The sequence below is a fragment of the Enterococcus sp. DIV2453a genome (assembly GCF_050533535.1).
In the GTDB taxonomy this organism is placed as follows: domain Bacteria; phylum Bacillota; class Bacilli; order Lactobacillales; family Enterococcaceae; genus Enterococcus; species Enterococcus faecalis.
This window is the reverse complement of record NZ_CP172899.1, coordinates 117,562-141,417: the sequence shown is the minus strand read 5'-3', so window position 1 is coordinate 141,417 and position 23,856 is coordinate 117,562. Positions and strand designations below refer to the sequence as shown.

Genomic DNA, 23,856 nt, shown 5'->3' with positions numbered 1-23,856 from the left:
ACAGCCAAAAGAAAAAAGAAAAGTTACCTTTATCAACTCGCTTTTTTGCAGTGAAGCAGTACCTAATGTCGCTTGTGTTCAACTGATTATCCTAAGAAAAGAAATGGCCCCCCGTCGCTTTGACGGAGGGCCTATTTCTTTTCTTATTTCGTTTTGACGTAATTTTTCCCGTTCGCTTTTGGTCCCGATGATTTTCCGAAGAACACAACTAGGACTAAAATGGTCAATACGTATGGTGCTGCTTGTAGATAAACTTTTGGAATTTCTGAAATAATTGGTAAGTTTTCCCCAGCAATACTTAAGTTTTGTGCAAAACCAAAGAATAAGGCTGCGCCCATTGCCCCAAGTGGATTCCATTTACCAAAGATCATTGCGGCCATTGAAATAAACCCTTGTCCTGCAATTGTGGTAATCCCAAAACGACCCGCAATACTTTGAGCAAAGACAGCTCCGCCCATACCGCCTAAGAAGCCGGATAGCAAGACGCCAGAATAACGCATTAAGTAGACATTAATTCCCAATGTATCTGCCGCTTGTGGATGTTCTCCCACAGAACGTAACCGTAAGCCAAAACGTGTTTTATAAATGACAAACCAAGCTAAAATCGCAATCAAAATTGCTACGAAAGCTGGCAAAGAGGTTTTTGCAAAGAATAGTTCACCAATCACTGGAATTTTTGACAATCCTGGGAAAGAAAAATAACCAAATGATTGTGTAATCATATCTGTTTGTCCTTTTTGATAAATAACTTTTACTAGGAAAACCCCTAGCGCCGGTGCCATCAAGTTAATGACAGTACCACTGATAATATGATCTGCTCGTAAGTTAATAGTTGCAACGGCATGTAAGAGAGAAAAGACAATCCCGACAACGCCTCCTACTAAACAAGCAATCCATGGTGTCGCCGCGCCAAATGTATCAGCAAACGTCAAGTTAAAAACGACCGAACTGAAAGCGCCCATTACCATAATACCTTCCAAACCAACGTTAACCACACCACTTCGTTCTGAGAACGTTCCGCCTAATGCTGTCAAGATGAGCGGAGTTGCATACACTAATGTTTGCGTGATGATTGAGGAAATTGTTGCTAAATCCATTAGATGTCTCCCCCCTCTTGATTGTTTTTGTCTGGCGCCGCTTCAATTGTTTCTACAATCGCTACTTCTTTTTTACTACCAGACGCTTTCGCTAACAAGAAACGAATTAAATAACTAATTCCCACAAAGAAAATAATTGCTGCAATAACAACATCAACTAATTCGGTTGGTACACCAGCTATCAACGGCATTCCTTGTCCACCAAGTTTTAACATTCCAAACAGTAATGCGGAAAGTAAAATCCCGATTGAGCTACCTGCTCCTAATAGAGACACGGCCATACCATCGAACCCAATGCTCAACGATGTGTTTTGAATAAAGAAGTTTTGGAAAGTCCCCAATCCTTGGACCGCACCACCTAAACCAGCCAGCGTTCCTGAAATCATCATGGATAAAATAATCGTTCGCTTGCTGCTCATTCCAGCATATTCAGAAGCAAATGGGTTTAACCCCACCGACCGAATTTCAAAACCAAGCGTTGTTTTTTTCATCAAGAACCACACAAGAATAAGGAAAATGAAGGCCAAGAAAATGCCGATGTTCAAACGAGAGCCATCACTGATACTTGTTAAAAACGGTGAGCGTAATGATGCATTCGCACCAATCATTTTGGTAATCCCTTTATTCGCCATAATACTTGGTTTCATGACATTATTAGCAATATGATTTCCTGTGTATAATAAAATATAATTCAACATAATCGTAACAATAACTTCACTCGTCCCAAAATAGGCACGCAAGAAACCTGGAATGGCTGCTGCTAAAGCTCCTGCAACTGCCCCAACAATAATCGCCACCGGCAACGCAATCATCCGGGGTGCATCAGGCATGGATAAAGCGACCCAAATACTAGCCACCCAACCACATAAGGCTTGTCCAGAAAGCCCGATATTAAAGAATCCAGCCGAATTAGCCACCGAGAATCCTAAAGCGGTAAAAATCAACGGTGCTGCGGTGACAAAAATCTCACCAATACTTTTCTTTCCTTGGAAAGCTGTTTCAAACATCGCTTGATACCCAGCCACTGGGTCATAGCCAAAGATAACCATAATAATTGCCCCTAAGAGGAAACCCATAATAACAGATAACACAGGGACTAAAATATTTCTTATTTTTTCAGAACGATTATTCAACAGTTTCACCTGCCTCTACTTTTGATAACTCAGCACGGGCTTCTTCCAATGAGTAGCCAGCCATTAACAAGCCCAATTCATTTTCTGTCGTTTCTTTCGGATCAACAATTCCGACAATTTCCCCCGCATGAATAACAGCGATACGATCAGAAACGTTCAAAATTTCGTCTAATTCAAAACTTACTAATAAAACAGCTTTATTTTTATCTCTTTGTTCAATTAGTCGACGATGAATGTATTCAATAGCTCCGACATCTAAACCGCGTGTTGGTTGAGAAACAATCAACAAATCTGGATCGCGGTCAACTTCTCGGGCAATAATCGCTTTTTGCTGATTCCCACCTGAAAGCGCCCGAGCTGGTACTAATTCATTAGGAGTCCGTACATCATATTCTTCAATTAATTCACGGGCGTGTTTGTTAATCATTCGATAGTTTAAAATACCTGTTGAACTGTATGGTTTTTGGTAATACGTTTGTAGGCCAATATTTTCAGCCAATGTCATCTCTAATACCAAGCCATATTTATGTCGGTCTTCAGGAACGTGGGCGACACCCATTTCCGTAATTTCACGAGGTTTGCGATTAGTAATCTCTTTTTCATTCAAATGAATGGACCCGTTTTCGACTTTGGTTAATCCTGCCAAGGCTTGGATTAATTCTGTTTGTCCATTGCCATCAATCCCCGCAATTCCAACAACTTCCCCTGCTCGGACATCTAAGCTAAGATTTTTCACCGCATCTAAGCCGCGGCTTTCTTTCACTACTAAATCTTTAATTGATAAAATTGTTTCTTTCGGTTGCGCTGGTTTTTTCTCTGTTTTGAAAGAAACAGAACGGCCCACCATCATATCGGCTAACTGTTGCGAAGAAACGTCTTTCACATTGACGGTGCCAATACTTTGCCCCCGGCGAATGACCGTACAACGGTCCGCTACTTTTTTAATTTCATCTAACTTATGTGTAATTAAAATGATCGATTTGCCTTCATCGGTTAGTTCTTTCAAAATAATCATTAATTCATCAATTTCTTGTGGCGTTAATACTGCGGTTGGTTCGTCAAAAATTAAAACGTTCGCACCACGATATAAGGTCTTTAAAATTTCAACCCGTTGTTGCATACCTACAGAAATATCGCGAATATAGGCATTGGGATTTACATCCAACCCGTATTGCTTAGACACTTCTTCAATCTCTTTTTTCGCTTTTTTCCGGTCTAAAATACCGCCATGGGTAGGTTCACTACCTAAGATAATATTTTCAGTCACAGTAAAGGCTTCAACTAACATAAAATGCTGATGGACCATTCCGATTCCTAAACGATTGGCTGCAGTAGGACTTGTAATGTTGACTTTTTCGCCATTCATATAAATCTCACCTGAGGTCGGTTCCAATAGCCCTGATAAGATATTCATCAAGGTCGACTTGCCTGCACCATTTTCACCTAGCAGTGCGTGGATTTCACCAGGTTTTACTTGTAAATCAATTTGGTCGTTGGCTTTGAACGTCCCAAATTCTTTGGTGATTTTACGCATCTCAATTACGTTTTCTTCTTGAGACAAGGTCTATTCACTTCCTAACAAAATTATATTGGCAATACTTTAGAGGGTAATTTTGACCCTTAACTAAGTAGTTGAAGAACCTCAACTATTTAGTTAAAAATCCAAACATCATAAAGGGTTTCCTTGGCAGCCGTCGCTGCCAAGGACCACTTCATTTTTAGAAGGAACAATAATGAGCCCTTCTTTTTTCATTTAGGAGCTTAAATTATTCTGGTTTTTCTGGGACTTTTACGTCACCTGAGATTACTTTATCTTTTGCTGTTTTAACAGCTTCTTTTGTTTTGTCGTTTAAATAGCCGTCTGTTAAGTCAACGCCACCATCTTTTAATCCATAAACTAAATGTTCGCCACCAGGGAATTTGTCTTCTAACGCACGGTTGGCAATATCTTGAACCGCTGTGCCGACACCTTTAAGCGTTGAAGTTAACGTGAAGTTGTCTTCTTTGCCGTCTTTTGTTTTGTACTTGCCATCAGCATCTTGATCGCGGTCAACACCGATTACCCAAACTTTGTCGCCAGAACCTGATTCATTCAAGTCTTTTGCTTCTTGGAAGACCCCTTGTCCAGTCGCACCAGAAGCATGGAAGATGATATCAACGCCGTTTTGGTACATTGCAGCAGCTAAAGCTTTCCCTTTGGCAGGATCAGCAAATGAAGCCGCATATTTTGTATCAACAGTAATTTCTTTACCTAATTCTTTCGCAGCATCAGCCACACCTTTTTCAAAACCAGCTTGGAAACGGTCAATTACGACCCCTTCTTCACCACCAACAAAACCGACTTTGTTCGTTTTTGTTTCGTTTGCAGCAGCAACACCGGCTAAGTAAGCTGCTTCATTATCTCTAAATGTTGCAGAAACGACATTCTTTTTGCCATCGATTTGATCATCGATTAAAACAAAGTTTGTATCAGGGTTGGCATCTGCTGCAGAAGAAATTGCATCTTTTAGCAAGTAGCCAATACCAAAGATTGTGTTGAATTTACTTGATACCGCTTGGTCAATATTTGTTGTATAGTCAGCTGCATCATTCGATTGAATATATGCATACCCTTTTGAACCTTCTGGTAAATCATGTTCTTTACCCCAAGCTTGCAATCCTTCCCAAGAAGATTGGTTGAACGACTTGTCATCCACGCCGCCTGTATCTGTAATGATTACAGCACTATGCGCTGCATCCCCTTTGCCACCGCCGCTTTCAGCGGTTTTGCCTTTGCCACCACCACATGCTGCAAGTGAAACTGATAAACCTAATGCAATCAAACTAAAACCGAATAATTTTGCTTTTTTCATTTCTGTAAAGCCTCCTAAAAATAGTTTAATGTATTTAAACAACTAAGTTGTTTCTAAGGTTGGTCTGGGACTTTTACGTCACCAGAGATGATTTGTTCTTTGGCTTCTTTAACTGCCGTTTTGGCTTGATCGCTTAGGGCTTCTGTTGTTAAATCAACACCGCCATCTTTCAATCCATAAGTTAAATGTTCGCCGCCAGGGAATTTATCTTCTAATGCAAGATCAGAGATTTTTTTCACAGCAATATTTACCCCTTTAATGGTTGAAGCTAACGTTAAGTTATCATCCTTGCCATCTTTGGTTGTATATTTACCGTCTTCGTTTTGGTCACGGTCAACACCAATCACCCAAACTTTATCTTTTGAACCTGTTTCATTTAGCGCTTTGGCTTCTTGGAAGATTCCTTGTCCTGTAGTCGCCGCTGCGTGATAAATAATGTCGGCACCTGCTTGATACATAGAAGAAGCTAAGGCCCGTCCTTTTGAAGCGTCTGCAAATGTCCCTGCATAAGTAGACGTAATTTGAATATCTTTTCCTAATTTTTTGCCAGCATCTGCTACACCTTTTTCAAAACCAGCTTGGAAACGGCCAATAACAGGTCCTTCAACCCCGCCGATAAATCCTACTTTGTTGGTTTTCGTAGTGTTAGCTGCTGCCACACCTGCTAAATACGCAGATTCATTATCTCTAAATGTTGCAGAAGCGACGTTGTTTTTCCCATTAACTGTATCGTCGATTAGAACGAAATTCGTTTCTGGGTTGGCGTCCGCTGCATCTACTACTGCATTTTTTAGTAAATAGCCAATGCCAAAAATCGTTTTAAATTGACTTGAAATGGCTTGGTCAATGTTTGATGTATAATCAGATGCTTCATTTGATTGAATATACGCATACCCTTGAGGTCCTTCTGGAAGTTTGTGCTCTTTGCCCCACTCTTGCATTCCTTCCCACGCAGATTGGTTAAAAGATTTGTCATCAATGCCGGCTGTATCTGTGACCATTACGACACTATGTTGTGGATCACCTTTTGTGTTGGCGTTCTTTTTGCTATTGCCACCACATGCAGCTAACCCAATGGTTAAGGCAACTGCCGCCAATCCTAGACCTAAAAATTTTGCTTGTTTCACTTTCCGAAAAGCCCCCTACTATTTTATCTATTATTTCATTCGCATTTATGCTATTGAAATCTACTTTGAGCCCAACGAAACCTTATGTCCTTTTTTTAAAAATCTTTATCTGTAAATGAATAGGGCAATAATGCCTCAACTGTCATTGTTTTAGTCGCGCCATCTTTACCAACTAGCGTGACCGGCATTTGTGGATCAAAGAATTCAGCCATTACTTGACGACAAGCGCCACATGGAGAAATGGGTGCCTCTGTATTACCTGCTACAACTAAATGTTGGAAGGTCCGTTCATCTTCTGAAATGGCTTTAAAAATCGCCGTTCTTTCTGCACAATTTGTTAAACCAAAGGAGGCATTTTCAATGTTGACTCCTTGATACATTTTCCCGTCTGCAGTCACTAAGCAAGCGCCCACAGGAAAGTTAGAATACGGTACATAGGCGTGTGCCAATGCTTCTACGGCACAATCAAGCCATTCTTGTTTTACTGTCATCTTTTTCGCCACACCTTCGTTTAATTTGAAATACGAATTAATACCCTTCGCCAGTTGCGCCAGAAACAATTGCTACACCCGTACTTGCACCGATACGTGTTGCCCCCGCTTCAATCATTGCTAGCGCTTCTTCTGCATTATGCACGCCACCAGAAGCCTTAACGCCCATGTCAGGACCAACTGTCTCACGCATTAAACGAATGTCTGCTACTTTAGCGCCGCCTGTTGAGAAGCCAGTAGATGTTTTAACGAAATCGGCACCTGCTTCTTTGGCTAATTCACAAGCTTTAACTTTTTCTTCGTCTGTTAATAATGCTGTTTCAATAATCACTTTGACTAACGCTTTTCCTTTGGCTGCATCTACTACGCCTTGAATGTCTTGACGTACGTAATCGTATTGTTGTGATTTTAATGCACCAATATTAATCACCATATCCACTTCATTCGCACCATTTTTAATTGCATCAGCTGCTTCGTATGCTTTAACTTCTGGTGTATTTGCCCCCAAAGGAAAGCCAATAACGGTACACACAGCGACGTCGGTATTTGCTAATTGCTCGCTAGCGAAAGCGACCCAACAAGGATTGATACATACAGAGAAAAAGTTGTACTCCTTAGCTTCGTCAATAATTTTTTGGACAGCGGCTTCTGTCGCTTCTGGTTTCAAAATAGTGTGGTCAATCATGCGGTTTAATTCCATGATGAGAATTCCTCTTTTCTTATTGTTTTATTCCGTAATAATATCGTGAATCAAAATAGGCTCTTCGCCGGTTGGTCCAATTTCAATGTTTTTATAAAGCAATTGTTCGACTTCTGTCACGTCTTCACGATTGGCATAAATAGTTAGTAATGATTCGCCTTTTTCAACTGGGCTCCCTACTTTTTTGTGAAGTTTCAAGCCAACTGCAAAATCAATCGTATCTTCTTTCGTAGCCCGACCAGCGCCCAGTAACATTGCGGCAACGCCAATTTCATTGGCAACGATTTTTTGTACCACGCCTGTTTCTTTGGCAGGTAAATCAAATTGATAAGTTGCGGTTAATAATTTTTCTGGCTGGTCAACAACGGAACTGTCGCCGCCTTGATTTTCAATCATTTCTTTAAATTTTGCGAGCGCTCGACCGCTTGTTAATGCTTCTTCTAATAAAGCCCGTGCTTCGTCTAACGTCTCGGCTTTTTTAGCTAAAACAACCATCTGACTTCCTAAGACATAGCACATCTCCACTAAATCTTCTGGCCCATTTCCTTGCAAGGTCTCGATTGCTTCAACGATTTCTAAACTATTTCCGATAGCCTCCCCTAAAGGTTGTGACATGTCTGAAATTACTGCCATCGTTTGGCGATTTGCCAGTTTCCCAATGCGAACCATTGTTTCCGCTAATCGACGAGCACTTGCTAGGTCTTTCATAAAGGCCCCTTCACCAGTAGTCACATCTAAGACAATCGCATCTGCCCCTGCGGCAATTTTTTTACTCATAATGGAACTTGCAATTAATGGAATTGAGTCAACAGTGGCGGTCACATCACGTAACGCATAAAGTTTTTTGTCTGCTGGTGCTAGATCACCTGACTGACCAATCACTGCCACTTTTGTATCGTTCACCAATTGAATAAAACGTTCTTCTGTCAATTCAACTTTAAAACCAGGAATCGCTTCTAATTTATCCAACGTACCGCCCGTGTAGCCTAAGCCACGACCAGACATTTTTGCTACATTGACCCCGACACTAGCAACTAATGGCGCTAAAATAAGCGTCGTAGTGTCGCCTACGCCACCTGTAGAATGCTTGTCGACTTTGATTCCTTCTATAGAAGAAAGATCCACAATTTCGCCTGAATGGACCATTGCTAACGTCATTTGTGTAATTTCTTCGTCTGTCATATCTTGGTAAAAAACAGCCATTAAAAAGGCACTTACCTGATAATCTGGAATTGAACCATCTGTGTATCCGTTGATAATAAATTGAATTTCTTCGCTTGTTAGTTGATGCCCGTCACGTTTCTTTTCAATAATGTCTACCATTCTCATGAATTCGTTCCCTCCGATTTCCCGATAATGTATTATACAACAAAATCGTTCAGCTTTAAACCATTTAGTAAACCAGTTTACTATTATTTTTTTCTTTTGAAAACGTAAACAACACGAACATTCCATTTCTAAGCTGTTTTTTAAATCGGTTTTGTGCTTTTTCTAGCAATAAACGTCGCATCAAAAACTTTATTTGGAACTTTCCCTGTTGGATCTGCAATAGCTTCCACCAAAAATTTTGCTGCATAATAGCCAATATCAAAACTCGGCTGATAGACGGTTGTTAAACTCGGCACCAAATATTCGGAAATTTCCAAGCCATCAAAGCCAACCACCGAAATATCGTCAGGAATTTTCTTGCCTGCTTCTTCAATGGCTTGATAAGCTCCCATCGCCATTTCATCATTACCACAAAAAATTGCTGTGATTTCTTCATTTTTCAAAACTTCTTTCGCCGCAGCATAGCCGCCATGCAAGTTCAATTCCCCAGCACAAACATAATGCGGACGAAAAGGTAAATTGTTGTCCTGTAACGCATGCTGATACGCCGTCACTCGTTCCGTCAAACGATAATAGCCGGCACTTTCACGCAACATGCCAATATGCTGATGCCCTTGTTGAATCAAATGATGGACCGCTTGATAAGCACCTTCGTACTCTTTAACGATTAATCGTCCACTATCTCGTGGATTAATCCCACGATCGACAAGAATGACAGGAATCGGATGTTCTCGTCGGTCTTTTAAAATATGATTTTCTGGCAAAACATTCGGCGTGGCAAAAATAATGCCATCCACCGACCGATGAATCAACTCGCTAACATATTGCATCGCTTGCTCGGAATCATGCTTTGAATTGCATAACAAAATCATGTAGCCTAACGAATTTAAATATGTTTCTACACCTTCAATCACTTTTGAGAAAAAGAAATCCGTCACATCTGGCACAATCATACCAATGGTTTTGGAATGACGGTTGATTACATTCGAAGCAAAGTAATCTGGTTTGTAATGATTTTCAGCGACTACCGCCAACACCTTGTTGCGGGTTTTTTCACTGAAACGACTCCCTTTATTATTCAGAATTTGTGAGACGGTTGTGACAGAAACACCAGCCATATCAGCAATTTCTTTAATCGTTAGTTTCATCGCGCCCCTCCCAACGTCTCCTTTTGCATTGACAGACATTTGTAGACGTGTTACAGTCTTCAAAATACTTATCGAATCTTTTACATTTTAACAAAAAAAAGACAAAAGAAATAGACTAAAAAGATTAAAAAACAAAAGAAAATGGAGGCTATTTTTTCATGGAAGAATCCCGTGTCCGTCAATTACCAAAAATCGAGCTGCACTGTCACTTAGATGGGTCGATTCGACCAACCACTTTACGCACCATTGCTGAAAAACAAAACATTCCATTACCCCAAGACGAACAAGCCTTGAAAGAGTTAGTGGTTGCCCCTGAAAAATGCACCGATTTGAATGATTATTTAACTCGGTTCGACTTCGTGCTAACCTGTCTACAAACGGCCGAAGCTTTGCAAGCAGCGGCGTATGACGTGATTAGCCAAGCTGCAGAAGATGGCGTGGCTTACATAGAGGTGCGTTTTGCGCCTTCCCAACATACAGAAAAAGGCTTACGGTTACCTGAAATCGTGACTGCTGTTTTAACTGGCTTAAAACAAGGCGAAGAAGATTTTGGTGTAAAAAGCAATGCACTGTTATGCGGCATGCGACATGACCAACAACAAGCCATAGAAAAAATCGTTCACTTAGCGCATGATTTCAGAGAAACAGGCGTTGTCGGATTTGATTTAGCTGGCAATGAAGTCGATTTTCCTCCATACACATTTGAAGACGTATTAGCTTTAGCCAACCAATTGTCAATTCCATTAACACTCCACGCTGGGGAATGCGGCTGTGGCAAAAATGTCGCTGATGCTGTCACTTTAGGTGCTACTCGGATTGGTCACGGTATTGCTTTGAAAGATACACCCGAATACTTGGCGCTCTTAAAAGAAAAAAAGGTTCTTTTAGAAATGTGTCCAACTAGCAACTTCCAAACAGGCACCGTCAAAACATTGGCTGAATACCCTTTTCAACAATTTATCGAGGCTGGCTTAGCCGTCTGCATCAATACCGATAATCGCACTGTTTCAGATACTACGTTAACGAAAGAATTCATGAAATTGGCCACTTGGTATCAATTAAGTTATGACGAAATGAAGCAACTCACTAAAAATGCGCTTGCAGGTGCTTTTTTATCGCCAGACGAAAAAAAACTGTTGAACCAAAAAATTGATCAAGCATATCTATTCTAAAAAAGAACCTCCACTAAAGTGGCGGTTCTTTTTTACTCTGCTTCTTTAACACTTCGTAAAATATAATAGCCTTTGTCTTTTGTCACAATTTCAACATTGCCAAATACTTCAGCCATTTTCTTTTCTGCACTAGGTGCACCTTGTTTCTTTTGAATAACCACCGTTAGTGTGCCACCAACTTTCAACAACGGAAAAGCCCCTGTTAAAATGCCATGGACAACTTTTTTGCCTGCACGAATGGGCGGATTGCTAACAATCGCCGCGTAGGTCGTTTCGTTTAAGGTTTCATACACATTGGAAGAATGGATATCCACAGTAGTAATTTGGTTACGTTGGGCGTTCATTTGAGCTAGCCCAACCGCCCGTTGGTTGACATCCACCATTTCCACCAGTCGACCAGTCGCCGCTGCTAAGGACAACCCAATTGGTCCATAGCCACAACCAACATCTAACAAACGGCCTGCTGGTAAATTTTCCCATTCAAAGGCATCAATCAACACACGAGAACCATAATCCACTGTTCCTCTTGAGAAGACCCCGCTATCGGTCGTAAACTGAAAGGTCCGACCACGTAATGGAAAAGACCAGCTTTCTAAATCATGTGCTAATTCTGGATTTTCTGTATAATAATGATTCGCCATTTTGTTCTTCCTATCTATGCTTGTTTTGGTTTTAGTCTACCTTTTATTTCTCGAACAATCAAGGCACCTAATAATTCATAGCCCACTTGTGAAAAATGCAAACCATCCGCTTGTAAAAATTCATCCGTTCCAGGATAAACAGTCATCGCTTTATACAAATCAATAACTGGCAAGTTATGTGCCGCTCCGACTTCTTGTGCAACCTTGACCAATTCCTTGATACGCGTTTGTGGACGTTCTGGACGTCTGCCACTATCCGCATATGGTGGCGTAATTAAAATCACCTTTTCTGAACCAATTTCGTGAATCATTGTTTCAAGATTTTCTCTAAACGTGGCTACTGTTATATTTCGATCCAGTGACGCATCATTGGCGCCAAAGAAAATCACCACTTCATCAGGTTTCTCAATTAGTACTTCTTTATTTAATCGTTTTAAACCATCCTCTGTTGTATCGCCAGGCATTCCAGCATTAATAACAGCCACTTCTTCTAGACCCATCGCAGCAATATCCCGTTTCACTAAGTCAACAAGAACAGGTGAGACGGCTTCGTCTAAATAACCAGCAGTAATGCTATCACCAAATAATACAATTTTTCTCATGGCTTTTCCCCTCTTTTCTAACAGTTTTCTCTTTTCATGATACCATTTTCATCATAAATTGGCGAAGAAGGGAATTCTTTTGTAAAATCCTGTGTTTCCCTTGTGAAATTATGGTAAAATGTACAAAGATTGAACAGGGTTTGGTGGAGGAACAATGGACGATAAAATGAATTACTACCCAATTTCCAGAGAAGAATGGCATGGGTTTTATCATGACGGCAAAGCACCGTTAACCGAAGCAGAATTGGATAACATTAAAAGTGTGAACGACCAAATTTCACTAAAAGATGTACAAGAAATTTATGTACCCTTAACGCATCTTATTCATTTGTACATGAAAGAATTTGAATCGCTAACACTTAGCAAAGGATTATTCCTACATGAATATGTCTCTGTACCACCATTCATCATTGGAATTGCCGGCAGTGTCGCCGTTGGTAAAAGCACCACCGCTCGTCTTTTGCAAAGAATTCTGGCCCGAACGTTTAAACGAAGAAACGTTCAACTCATTACAACGGATGGATTTTTGTATCCCAATAAAGTGTTAGAAGAACAGGGAATGATGGACCGAAAAGGGTTTCCTGAAAGTTATGACATGGAAAAGCTAATTAATTTCTTAAACGAAGTCAAAAGCGGCAAAGACGAAATTAAAGCACCCGTCTATTCTCACAGTGTCTACGATGTTATCGAAGGCGAATATGAGTTGATTCAACAACCAGATATTCTGATTGTTGAAGGCATTAACACCTTACAGTTACCCGCCAATCAACAAATTTATGTGAGTGATTTTTTTGATTTTTCTATTTTTGTGGATGCCGATCCAGCCTTAATTGAAAAATGGTACCTAGAACGTTTTGGGGCCTTATTAGATACGGCTTTCTTAGATCCTAATAATTATTATTACCAATATGCAATTGGCAAACGAGAAGATGCTTTCGCCATGGCACGGAATGTTTGGAAAACCGTGAACTTGCCGAACTTGGAGGAATATATCTTGCCAACGCGCGGACGTGCGGACATTATTTTGCATAAAACGGAAAATCATTTGATTGACCAAATCTATCTACGTAAATATTAAGGGTTGACGAGCTAAGAAATATCCTGTATCTTTTGTAGAAATATCCTTGAAAATTTTCAGCAGAATGCATGACTTTCAAGGAGTAAAATGTTTTAATAAGTATAGCTAGACAAAGAAGAGTACGGAACAAAAGTGAACCACTTTTTAACCGCCTTTTCTTTAGATAAATTTAAATGGATAAGGGGTAATAGACGTGACTAACGTTGCCGATTTGACATCTGTCGAAAAAATTATTGTTTTAGACTTTGGTAGTCAGTTTAACCAATTGATTACTCGTCGTATTCGTGAATTTGGCGTATTCTCTGAGTTATTAAGCCACCGAACTACGGCAGAAGAAATTCGCAAAATCGCGCCTAAAGGAATCATCTTCTCAGGTGGACCAAACAGCGTGTATGACAAAGATGCTTTTAGCATTGATCCAGAAATTTATGAGTTAGGAATTCCCATTCTTGGCATCTGCTACGGTATGCAATTAATGACTCATAACTTAGGCGGAAAAGTAGAACCTGCCGCAAACCGTGAATACGGAAAAGCAGAATTAGAAATCCTTGGTGAGGCGACATTATTCCAAGGAACACCTGCGAAACAAACCGTTTGGATGAGCCACGGTGATTTAGTAACAGAAATCGCTCCTGGATTCGAAAAAGTTGGGACAAGCAACGATTGTCCAATCGCTTCTATCGAAGATGCCAACCGCAAATTCTACGGCGTACAATTTCACCCAGAAGTTCGTCATTCAGAATATGGTAACGACTTATTACGTCACTTTGCTTTTGATGTTTGTGGCTGTACTGGTGACTGGAGCATGGAAAACTTCATCGATATGGAAGTCGCTAAAATCCGTGAACAAGTAGGCGATAAAAAAGTCTTACTTGGTTTATCAGGTGGCGTTGACTCAAGTGTTGTCGGCGTACTTTTACAAAAAGCCATTGGCGACCAATTAACTTGTATCTTCGTTGACCATGGATTATTACGTAAAGGTGAAGCAGAGCAAGTAATGGAAAGTTTAGGCGGTAAATTTGGCTTAAACATTATTAAAGTAGATGCGAAAGAACGCTTCTTAAGCAAATTAGCAGGCGTTTCTGACCCTGAACAAAAACGTAAAATCATCGGTAACGAATTTGTGTATGTTTTTGATGACGAAGCAACTAAACTTGCTGGGGAAGAAGGCGTTTCATTCCTAGCACAAGGAACTCTTTACACAGACGTCATCGAATCTGGTACAGAAACTGCGCAAACAATTAAATCACATCACAACGTTGGTGGTCTTCCTGAAGACATGCAATTTGAATTAATTGAACCTTTAAATACATTATTCAAAGACGAAGTTCGTGCCTTAGGAACTGAACTTGGCATGCCTGATGCAATCGTTTGGCGCCAACCATTCCCAGGACCAGGATTAGGTATTCGTGTGCTTGGTGAAATTACAGAAGATAAATTACAAATCGTTCGTGATTCAGATGCTATCCTACGTGAAGAAATCGCAGCAGCTGGCTTAGATCGTGACATTTGGCAGTACTTTACTGTCTTACCTGGCATCCGCTCAGTAGGCGTTATGGGCGATGGCCGTACCTACGATTACACAGTCGGTATCCGTGCTGTGACTTCTATCGACGGCATGACCGCTGACTTTGCCCGTATCCCTTGGGATGTTTTACAAAAAATCTCTGTGCGCATCGTGAACGAAGTTGCACATGTAAACCGTATCGTGTACGATATTACTTCAAAACCACCTGCAACTGTGGAGTGGGAATAACAATCAACCCGCTAGAAAACCTATTTTATAGGTGTTTCTAGCGGGTTTTCTTTTGTGTTATCACACTTCCCTCCCACCATTCTCCATTTTTCCTTTGCTCCACCGCCCTCAAAGTCCTATAATTTAATCATAAGAATAGTGGCTATTAATAAAATTCATCAATTAAAAGGAAGCGATTTCAACATGTCAAAAGCAACTTTTCTTAAGTATGGTTTTGTTGTCCTCTTCATAGGAATTTTTTTACTTCGTGCCCAAAAATTTATTTCTGAGCCCCTTTCGTACCTTTTTTCGGGTATTCTTTTGCTTATTGTTGCGTATTTAATACTCGTGAAAAAAATGAACTTTTTCTCAAGTTTGCTCACTGTTACCGATCAACCTTCTTCTACCCAACAACGATTAGGTCAACTTTCTGGTCTTGTCAGTTTATTGATTGGTTTACTTCTAGTAATTTTTTCAGTCATTTTATAGACACTTTTTCACTATTGTTCTTATAAAAACAAGACGTTCTTGTTTGGCCTTTGACGTTGTCGTATACTATAAATAATAAATAAGCTATGAAGGAGTAAATTAATGAAAAAAAGTGTTATAACTAGTTCTATGTTAGCGGTTTTATTGTCTGGATTTCTCGTTACCCCTATTTCTGCTTACGCTTTGGAACGCTCTAAGGGAACTACTGAAGAAACGGTGGCTTCAGAAACATCTCTAACGGAGCAACAAATGAGTAGCGGTGTCACTGAAGAAATGAATCCAAGCATCATAAATTCTCAAGAGGAAACAGAAACAACTTCCACTTCCTCAACCTCCGATTCTACCACTGAAGTTTCTACATCAGAAGTAACAACTGTTAATGATACAGAAAATAGTAGCGACGATACTGAAACTACTTTGGAAACATCACAAAGTAATGAGGACACACCTGTAGCACCGGCAAAAGCAGAAGAAAAAGTTCCTGATATTAATTATCAGACACATATCCAAGACATCGGATGGCAAGGGGTTGTCAAAAACGGGGAAATATCTGGGACTAGCAGACGCTCTTTACGTCTTGAAGGAATTAAAATGAATATTTCAAATTCAGATTTGGCTGGATCTGTAGAATATAGAACACATGTCCAAGAAATTGGGTGGCAAGGATATGTGAAAGATAATCAATTGTCTGGTACAAGCGGAAAGTCTTTGCGGCTCGAAGCGATTCAAATTCGCTTAACTGGAGAAATAGCTAACGCATATGATGTTTATTATCGTGTGCATATAGAAGATAAAGGTTGGTTGAATTGGGCAAAAAACAGTGAGTCCGCAGGTAGTCAAAGCGCCGCTAAAAGATTAGAAGCCATTCAAATTAAATTAGTGAAGAAGGGCGAAGCGGCACCTGAAGGATCTGGAAAAGCCTTTTTAATTGGAAATGAAGCAAAACGTCCAGATGAAATCAAACCAAATGTCAATTATCAAACACACGTGCAAGAAATCGGATGGCAAGGGTTTGTTAGAAATGGTGAAAGCGCTGGTACTAGTGGAAAAAAACTACGATTAGAAGCGATTAAAATCAATCTTAGTGATGCTGCTTTAGCCGGAAATATAGAATATTCGACACATGTTCAAAGTATTGGTTGGCAAGAGAAGAAAAAAAATGGTGAGTTATCTGGTACTAGTGGGAAAAAATTACGTTTAGAAGCGATTAAAATAAACCTATCTGGAGATGTTTCCAGATATTATGATGTCTATTACCGTGTTCATATCCAAGATAAAGGTTGGTTGAATTGGGCAGCTAATGGCGCACCATCTGGGAGTCAATCTGCATCTAAACGATTGGAAGCTATTCAAATCAAAATAGTTAGAAAGGGTGAAACGGCTCCTAAAGGATCTGGAAAAGCTTTTTTAGTTGGCGATGAAGCTCGCACACCAGCAGAGATAGCAAACAGATTACGTGCAGAAAGATTAAAGAAAAAACCTTATTATTATTCTCAACGTGACCCACAATGGATTAATACTTATATCGGAAACTATACCATTGGCGCAGCAGGATGTGTTCCAACAAGTTTATCTATGATTTTAAGAGGCTCTTACGGTTATAATGTAAATCCTGTCAGTGTTGCAACAAGAATGGCTTCTTATGGCGGGTTAAATCAAAGATACTTTGGCGCTTCTGCAACTGATTTAGTGATAACAGCTCAATCATATGGCCGTTCGATCAAAGTTATTAATGATGTAGCTACATTGAACGCCTATCTTTCTGAAGGATATCCTGTTATTTTATATCAAAATGTTGGGATTGGACATGCTATTGTTGTTCATGAGTACAAAAATGGTTACACTTTAACCTATGATCCGTATGGTCGCCAGTTTTACTCAGGTTGGGTGTCAACACAAGCACTTTGGAATACCCCGTCAAATGATCCAATTGATTGGACAGAAGGCCGACCATGTTTCGTTATTTTATAGGAGGATATAATGAAAAAAAAACTTATTGTACTATTGTTAGCCTTATTTTTAACGGCATGTAGTAATAATACTGTGGAAAAAAATAGAGATTCTTCATCTACTGAAGTATCAACTAAACAGCAAACTACCCAGTCTTCTAAAAAAGATAGTAGTAATCCGGACACAACACCAACTTCTACATCATCTATAACAATTGAAACAACCGAGAATTTAAAGAATAGAGAATTGAATCCAACAGATGATGTTTCAAAAACTAGACGACAATTGTATGAACAAGGAATTAACAGTTCAACAATTACGGATAAAGAACTAAAGGAATATATATCAGAGGCTAAAGAACAAAAGAAAGATGTCATTGATTATATTAAACAAAAAATAAATCAATAGAGTTATCTCATATTGATTCCCCCTTGACTCTCCCTTCACTCTTGGCTATGATTACCTTAGCAAGTACAATGGTGTACTGTGAACAGTCGAGCAACGGCGCTCAAAAAGATTGGCTTTCGTGCATTCTTTTTGAGGGCTTTTTATTTTTAGAAAGTAGGGAAATTGAATGGAAAAAATGTACCGCAGTCCGTATGAAGCGTACCCGTATCTATCTTCTAAACCAGAAGATTTACGATGTGATTTTGAATTAATGACTGATGAATTAGCCTCGATGACAGGTCTTCTACGAGGATATGTGCAACAATTAGACGTCCCTGAACAGCCTGCACTAACAGAAGAACTAGCCAAAATTTGCGAGTTAATCTACCATGTCAATCCAACGACTCGAACAAAATTAACAGTCACAGAGGAAGAAATAGCCTGGCTTTTGGAACGTGTCAATGCTATGAATGAACTGACATACGAAGAAAATCGTCCTTTTGTTTTACCGATGGGCACAATCTGTTCCTCTTATGCACACATTTTAAGAGCCAAAGCCAAAGATATTGTTCGTTTACTTTATCGCATGGACTATGGTGGTAAAAAAATTGATCCGCAGCTGTATGATGTAGTCAACTTACTCTCAGGTTACTTTTTCATGTTAGCTTTGTATCTAAATAAGCTCGAAAATGGTGAAGAAGTCCCCTTTGTTTCTCGCAACTATTCTATTTAAAAAGTACACCGATCGCTAACGACGAATTGCTAGCGGTCGGTGTACTTTTATACAGGCAAGTAAGCTTCCCCTTTTGCAAATAGTTTAGCAGTACCACCAATAATGACTCGATCTTCTTTCACTTCACAAGTTAAAAAGCCGCCTCTTGGGGACACTTGATAGGCCGAAAGGGTCGTTTGATTGAGCCGTTTTCCCCAATAAGGAATTAAATTGGCGTGCGCAGAACCACAAACTGGATCTTCGTTAATTCTTAGTTTCGGGAAAAAAGTCCGTGAAACAAAATCCACCGAGTCTCCTGGTGCCGTTACAATGACTCCTACTCCTAAATCCAATGCTTTTAATGCAGAAAAATCTGGTGTGATTTTTGCCACTGTCTCTTCGTTTTTTAAGACAAAAAATAAATCGCGGCCTAAATAAGCTTCATAAATTTTCGCGCCTAAAGCGACTTCATACTCTGGCAAAATTGGAATCCTTTCCGGTAGGATATAAGGAAAATCTAGATAATAGTATTCCTCTTTTTTGGTCACTGCGAGCGGTCCACTTTGACTAGTAAAATGGAGTGTTTCTTCCGCAACGGAATAATAGTTAAATAACACAAAAGCCGTCGCTAATGTAGCATGTCCACAGAGATCGATTTCTCGTTCCGGCGTAAACCAGCGCAGGGCGTAACTTTGTCCCACTTTGACTGTAAAAGCAGTCTCTGACAAATTATTTTCAATCGCAATGTTTTGCATCACCGCTTCTGGCAACCATTTTTCCAAAACATAAACAACTGCGGGATTGCCTTTAAAAACTTCCTCCGCAAAAGCATCGACAATATAATAGGAATAACTCATTTTAATTCTCTCCTTGTATTTTTTGATAAATGTATTCCGCGCAACACAAATCCTCAACTGCTAAGCCAACTGCATCAAAAATCGTGCGGCCTTTCTGCTCCGCCTTTAGTTTAACTTTGCCAGTCACTAATTCGCCGAGAGAACCTACAATTTTTTCAGCTGAAAAGGCACCTTCTGAAATCGGAATTAAAAGATCCCCGCTTTCTTTTAATGCAGCCGCATACTCATCTACAAACACTTGACTGTTTTTAACAAGGTCGCTTGTTAATTCTCTGGAAGTCGGCGTGAATGTACCAATTGCATTGATATGGGCATTCGGCAAAACGTCTTTTTCTTCTAAAAATGCGTCCTGACTGGAAGTTAGTGTACAGATAATTTCCGCTTCCTGGACGGTTTCTTGGACAGAAGAACAACCAATAAAGGTACATGCGGGGTAATTGTGCTGTTGCTTAGCGATTAATTTTCGTGCGCGTTCTGCTATTCGGTCATATATAAAAACCTTTTCAATCGCCCGAACGCTTTGTAGCGCTGCGAGATGAGACGAAGCTTGTTGACCTGCACCAATCAAAGCGATACTTTTTGCCTCTGGAGCTGCTAAATAATCGGTTGCCAAAGCAGAAACAGCTGCTGTGCGAAGCCACGTAATCGCATTGGCGTCCATCATCGCAACTGGTCTTCCAGTAGAACTATCAAACAATAAAATTTGACCAAGATGTGAGGCCAAATTTTTTTGTGGATTTTCTGGAAAAGCTGTAATGATTTTTGCCCCAAAAAAGCGATTTTTTCCTAAGTAAGCAGGCATTAATGCAAAAAGATTCTGATTTTCCCCATCTGGTAAAACCTCTACATGGCGCTCACTTTGCGAAATTTTTCCTTTTTGCAACTCTGCAAAGCAACGTTTCATCACTTGAATTGCTTCGGAAAACGACAATTGTTGAATGACCCTCTCATAAGAAATAATGTCCATCTGAATTCCTCCCTTTGCGCTATCATAAACCAGACAAACAATACACTCAATGCTATAATTGTATGGAATACAATTTTATAGAAAGGAAATTCCCCTCATGCCGATTAATTCCTATGAGAACTATGCGTTGTCATGGCGCCCTGTTAAAGAACGTTTAACAAGACCTTATTACCAATCATTGGTTCAACAATTAGAAGCGGATATCTTATCTGGTGCACTTCAAAAAAATGTGAAATTGCCTTCGCAAAGAGAATTAGCTGATTACTTGGATCTGAATTTCACGACGATTGGTCAAGCTTATAAACATGCTATGGAAAAAGGCTTACTTTATACCAACATCGGTAGCGGCACTTTCGTTTCTCCCAACGCGTTTCACTCAATTACAATCTCTACCAACCAAGTAGCGGACCATCTAATTGATTTAGGGCTGGTTAGTTCCTTTGATATGTGTAATCAGCGGATTTTACCTTTTATTGAATCCGTTAGTAAAAATGCGGCCCTTAACAGTTTGCTAAATTATCGCGATCCTTTAGGTACGCACTTTCAACGAGCAACCGCTGCCGAATGGCTTCAGACACAAGGCGTTCGGACCAATGCCGAAGAAGTTGCCATTGTATCTGGTGTCCAGAATGGGCTGGCCGTGACGTTAGCCGCCGCTTTTTCTCCAGGTCAGCGGATTGCCGTAGATCGATACACGTATTCAAATTTTATTGAACTCGCCCAGCTTTATCATTTAGAAATCGTCCCGATTGGCTATGATTCCGAGGGGATGGACCCAGAGCATTTACTGCAAGAATGCAAAAAGAAAAAAATACACGGTATTTTCTTAATGCCCGCATGTAATAACCCGATTGGTTTCCAAATGTCTAGCGCCCGCCGAATGACTTTAGCTGAAATTATTCAGCAAGAACACTTATGGGTAATTGAAGATGACATTCATTCTTTTTTAACAACTTATGCACAGCAAGCAGTTTTACCAACGTTTCAAGAACTCTTACCTCAACAAACGATTTACTTAGCGGGGATGACAAAATTTGTCTGTACAGGCTTACGCGTTGCATACCTTGTTTTCCCTCCGCTTCTTCGCCAAGAAATAGAGCGTGCGATTTTTAATATTAACGTTAAAACTTCTGGCTTTGATGCTGAAATTGTCACCCAAGTCTTACGCTCACCAGTTGCAGAAGAATTAGTGATAGAAAAATTGGCTTTAACAAAACAAGCCAATGACTTATTTGATACCATTTTTGGGTTAGCTAGACCTAGCAATCCTTTGCCGTACTACCGAACTATTCCCCTTTCTACCGAAAAAACGGCGCCGCAAATTGAACAAGAATTTCTCCAAAATGGGGTACGTCTTTTTCACTCGAGCCGCTTTACTGTGCAAAATCAGCCAGATGCTTTTTTACGAATTTCCTTGGCCTCCAATCAGCTTGAGGTATTGGCGAAAGGATTAACCATTATCCAAGAACTCTTACCGACGTTAAACGAAAAGAAAGGACATTCCCTATGAATTCATTGCCAATACTTGAAAAAGCAGTGGGCGCGATCACCCTGCTTTCCGAAGAAAAACAAAATGCCGAATATGAAGGCTTTTTATGCCAAGTTAATGAATCGCAACAACTTATCCGCAGTCGCTTAGCCAAAAAAACGCCGAAAAAAGAAGGCTATTTTGCAGCCTTCTGGGAAAAAAATCAACAAAATCAGAACGAAGCCTTTGATGCTACGGAAGCCCCTGAAATGTTAGCAATTGTCATTGCTGATCAAGAAAAGCAAGGTCTCTTTCTTCTGCCGAAAGAATGTTTAATCCAACAAAAAATTCTCAAAACGCACCAACAAAAAGGCAAAATGGCGGCCCGTTTTTATCCTTCTTGGTGCCAAAACCTTAATCAAACCGCAAAAAAAACACAAAAATGGCAACTAACTTACTTTACTGATTTATCTAAATACTAAAAACGTCAGTTGGCTTCAGAAGCCAGCTGACGTTTGTTTATTTTACTGTTTAGCCAATTGGTGGCGTACCTTCTGCGTTCCCAGCAATCGCTTCGATTTGAATCTGGGCACCTTTTGGTAAATCCGTCACACCAATCACTCTTCTGGCAGGCGTGCCTTCAGGGAAGTACGTTTGGTAGACGTCATCTACTGCCGCCAGCTCTTCAATCTCTTTCACAAAAATATTCACTTTCACCAGATCAGCTAAGCTGTGATCCACACTTTCAATAATCGCTTTGATGTTTTCTAAGCATTGCGTCGTTTGTTCCTTGATTCCGCCAGCGACTAACGCATTTGTTTTAGGGTCCAATGGTAGCTGAGCTGATAGATGGTTGTAATGAGAAAAAGCAACAGTTTGTGTCGAAAATGGACACTTCGGTGCGTGCTCTGTATTATTTGCTTCAATAATTAATCCATGTCGATCTTCAATCGCTTGTGGTGGCGTACCATCCCCATGAGAAACCACCGCTTCTACTTGCACCGCCGCGCCCATTGGTAAATCAGCAACAGCAATCACTGTTCGTGCTGGCATATAATTGACCGTACGCGCAATTCCTGAATCTGGGAAAAAAGCGGCATATACTTGATTGACAGCTTCTAGCTTAGATAAATCTTTTAAATAAATATTGACCTTCACAATATCATCAAAAGGCACATCAATACTGGTTAAAATGGCTTTTATGTTTTTCAAACATTGTTTTGTTTGCGTTTTAACACAGTCAGCCACAACTCTGCCCGTTTGAGGATCTATAGGCAATTGTGCAGACAGATTGTTATAGTGAGAAAACGCGACCGTTTGACTGGCTAGAGCATCAATTGGTGCCTGAACAGTCTGATTTGTTAATTTAATTAAATCCCCAGCTTGAGGCGCATTAGGGATAGTTCCTTCCCCATTTGAAACAAGTGCCTCCATTTGAACGGAAGCGCCTAACGGCAAATCTGTGACGGCGACCACTGTTTTAGCTGGATAATAATGGGTAAAAAAGGCCGCATAGACCTCCTCAACTGCGGCAGCATCCCGCATATCTTTGACAAAAATGGTCATTCTGACAATGTCACTCATCACATGGTTGATACTTTCAACAACCGCTTGGATATTTTTCAAACATTGTGTCGCTTGGGCCCGAATGCCACCTTCTACCAATTGTCCAGAGGTTGGCTCAATAGGTAACTGTGCTGACAAATGATTATAGTGGGAAAATGCGACTGTTTGGGCTGCGAGAGGATGCTTTGGTGCACGCTCTGTATTTCTTGCTAAGACGATATTTTCATTACTCATAACTCTACTCCCTTTTTTAGCATTTCAACAAAAATGATTCCGCTTACATTTTCAAGCATTAAACTTCCAACAAGATCCTTTTTATTTTCCTGCTTTTCTATTAATGGTGATAGCTTTCCAC

At 40.2% G+C, this 23,856-nt stretch carries 23 protein-coding genes; 9 read left to right on the top strand and 14 right to left on the bottom strand.

Annotation, left to right across the window (positions count from 1 at the left end):
• Positions 1-143 precede the first annotated feature (143 nt).
• From IGK03_RS00610 to IGK03_RS00570, 9 genes are all read right to left on the bottom strand, one after another.
• Positions 144-1,097, bottom strand: coding sequence for an ABC transporter permease (locus IGK03_RS00610; RefSeq protein ID WP_002356172.1), 954 nt, complete (start codon positions 1,095-1,097; stop codon positions 144-146).
• On the bottom strand, positions 1,097-2,230 hold the full coding sequence (locus IGK03_RS00605) for an ABC transporter permease (RefSeq protein ID WP_002356171.1): 1,134 nt from the start codon (positions 2,228-2,230) through the stop codon (positions 1,097-1,099). Before IGK03_RS00605 ends, IGK03_RS00610 begins: the two co-directional genes overlap by 1 nt.
• A complete protein-coding gene (locus IGK03_RS00600) occupies positions 2,223-3,791 on the bottom strand; it encodes an ABC transporter ATP-binding protein (protein ID WP_002381361.1) in 1,569 nt (522 codons plus the stop codon). Before IGK03_RS00600 ends, IGK03_RS00605 begins: the two co-directional genes overlap by 8 nt.
• 205 nt (positions 3,792-3,996) lie before the next feature.
• The gene (locus tag IGK03_RS00595; protein ID WP_002356169.1) at positions 3,997-5,082 is read right to left on the bottom strand and encodes a BMP family lipoprotein; all 1,086 of its coding nucleotides are present in this window, start codon (positions 5,080-5,082) and stop codon (positions 3,997-3,999) included.
• A 53-nt stretch (positions 5,083-5,135) separates the two neighbouring features.
• Positions 5,136-6,209, bottom strand: a complete 1,074-nt coding sequence (locus IGK03_RS00590; protein WP_002356168.1) for a BMP family lipoprotein — start codon at positions 6,207-6,209, stop codon at positions 5,136-5,138.
• Positions 6,210-6,304: 95 nt separating this feature from the next.
• A complete protein-coding gene (locus tag IGK03_RS00585; protein WP_002387503.1) occupies positions 6,305-6,769 on the bottom strand; it encodes a cytidine deaminase in 465 nt (154 codons plus the stop codon).
• On the bottom strand, positions 6,738-7,400 hold the full coding sequence (gene deoC, locus IGK03_RS00580; RefSeq protein ID WP_010707972.1) for a deoxyribose-phosphate aldolase: 663 nt from the start codon (positions 7,398-7,400) through the stop codon (positions 6,738-6,740). Before deoC ends, IGK03_RS00585 begins: the two co-directional genes overlap by 32 nt.
• Before the next feature lie 27 nt (positions 7,401-7,427).
• Positions 7,428-8,729: a pyrimidine-nucleoside phosphorylase gene (locus IGK03_RS00575; protein ID WP_002356165.1), complete on the bottom strand. Its 1,302-nt coding sequence runs from the start codon at positions 8,727-8,729 to the stop codon at positions 7,428-7,430.
• Between the two features lie 140 nt (positions 8,730-8,869).
• Positions 8,870-9,877, bottom strand: a complete 1,008-nt coding sequence (locus tag IGK03_RS00570; RefSeq protein ID WP_002356164.1) for a substrate-binding domain-containing protein — start codon at positions 9,875-9,877, stop codon at positions 8,870-8,872.
• Positions 9,878-10,035: 158 nt separating this feature from the next.
• Here IGK03_RS00570 and add point away from each other — a divergent pair, with 158 nt between their 5' ends.
• Positions 10,036-11,049, top strand: coding sequence for an adenosine deaminase (gene add / locus IGK03_RS00565; protein ID WP_002368573.1), 1,014 nt, complete (start codon positions 10,036-10,038; stop codon positions 11,047-11,049).
• Positions 11,050-11,081: 32 nt separating this feature from the next.
• Here add and IGK03_RS00560 read toward each other — a convergent pair whose 3' ends face one another.
• Both IGK03_RS00560 and IGK03_RS00555 read right to left on the bottom strand, forming a co-directional pair.
• Positions 11,082-11,690: a class I SAM-dependent methyltransferase gene (locus IGK03_RS00560; RefSeq protein WP_002356162.1), complete on the bottom strand. Its 609-nt coding sequence runs from the start codon at positions 11,688-11,690 to the stop codon at positions 11,082-11,084.
• A gap of 14 nt (positions 11,691-11,704) precedes the next feature.
• Positions 11,705-12,292: an SGNH/GDSL hydrolase family protein gene (locus tag IGK03_RS00555; protein WP_002356161.1), complete on the bottom strand. Its 588-nt coding sequence runs from the start codon at positions 12,290-12,292 to the stop codon at positions 11,705-11,707.
• Positions 12,293-12,446: 154 nt separating this feature from the next.
• Here IGK03_RS00555 and coaA point away from each other — a divergent pair, with 154 nt between their 5' ends.
• From coaA to IGK03_RS00525, 6 genes are all read left to right on the top strand, one after another.
• The gene (gene coaA / locus IGK03_RS00550) at positions 12,447-13,370 is read left to right on the top strand and encodes a type I pantothenate kinase (protein ID WP_002361524.1); all 924 of its coding nucleotides are present in this window, start codon (positions 12,447-12,449) and stop codon (positions 13,368-13,370) included.
• 193 nt (positions 13,371-13,563) lie between these two features.
• On the top strand, positions 13,564-15,126 hold the full coding sequence (guaA, locus tag IGK03_RS00545; protein WP_010707970.1) for a glutamine-hydrolyzing GMP synthase: 1,563 nt from the start codon (positions 13,564-13,566) through the stop codon (positions 15,124-15,126).
• 138 nt (positions 15,127-15,264) lie between these two features.
• Positions 15,265-15,594, top strand: a complete 330-nt coding sequence (locus IGK03_RS00540) for a hypothetical protein (RefSeq protein ID WP_174084206.1) — start codon at positions 15,265-15,267, stop codon at positions 15,592-15,594.
• Positions 15,595-15,696: 102 nt separating this feature from the next.
• Positions 15,697-17,565: a C39 family peptidase gene (locus IGK03_RS00535; protein ID WP_202520321.1), complete on the top strand. Its 1,869-nt coding sequence runs from the start codon at positions 15,697-15,699 to the stop codon at positions 17,563-17,565.
• 9 nt (positions 17,566-17,574) lie between these two features.
• Positions 17,575-17,952 (top strand): hypothetical protein, encoded by a 378-nt coding sequence (locus IGK03_RS00530; protein WP_002367622.1) that lies wholly within the window; start codon positions 17,575-17,577, stop codon positions 17,950-17,952.
• Positions 17,953-18,118: 166 nt separating this feature from the next.
• The gene (locus IGK03_RS00525; RefSeq protein ID WP_010816962.1) at positions 18,119-18,664 is read left to right on the top strand and encodes an ATP:cob(I)alamin adenosyltransferase; all 546 of its coding nucleotides are present in this window, start codon (positions 18,119-18,121) and stop codon (positions 18,662-18,664) included.
• Between the two features lie 47 nt (positions 18,665-18,711).
• On the opposite strand, the gene IGK03_RS00520 is transcribed toward IGK03_RS00525, so the two are convergent.
• Together IGK03_RS00520 and IGK03_RS00515 are read right to left on the bottom strand one after the other, a co-directional pair.
• Positions 18,712-19,500 (bottom strand): PhzF family phenazine biosynthesis protein, encoded by a 789-nt coding sequence (locus IGK03_RS00520; protein ID WP_104859627.1) that lies wholly within the window; start codon positions 19,498-19,500, stop codon positions 18,712-18,714.
• A gap of 1 nt (position 19,501) precedes the next feature.
• A complete protein-coding gene (locus IGK03_RS00515) occupies positions 19,502-20,467 on the bottom strand; it encodes an ornithine cyclodeaminase family protein (RefSeq protein WP_430602405.1) in 966 nt (321 codons plus the stop codon).
• Positions 20,468-20,564: 97 nt separating this feature from the next.
• Here IGK03_RS00515 and IGK03_RS00510 point away from each other — a divergent pair, with 97 nt between their 5' ends.
• Both IGK03_RS00510 and IGK03_RS00505 read left to right on the top strand, forming a co-directional pair.
• Entirely contained in the window at positions 20,565-21,977 is a 1,413-nt protein-coding gene (locus tag IGK03_RS00510; RefSeq protein WP_142961136.1) for a PLP-dependent aminotransferase family protein, read from the top strand.
• Complete coding sequence (locus IGK03_RS00505) at positions 21,974-22,417, top strand: MepB family protein (protein WP_033598877.1); 444 nt, start codon at positions 21,974-21,976, stop codon at positions 22,415-22,417. Before IGK03_RS00510 ends, IGK03_RS00505 begins: the two co-directional genes overlap by 4 nt.
• Positions 22,418-22,466: 49 nt before the next feature.
• On the opposite strand, the gene IGK03_RS00500 is transcribed toward IGK03_RS00505, so the two are convergent.
• Positions 22,467-23,735, bottom strand: coding sequence for a RidA family protein (locus tag IGK03_RS00500; protein WP_142963957.1), 1,269 nt, complete (start codon positions 23,733-23,735; stop codon positions 22,467-22,469).
• Positions 23,736-23,856 lie beyond the last annotated feature (121 nt).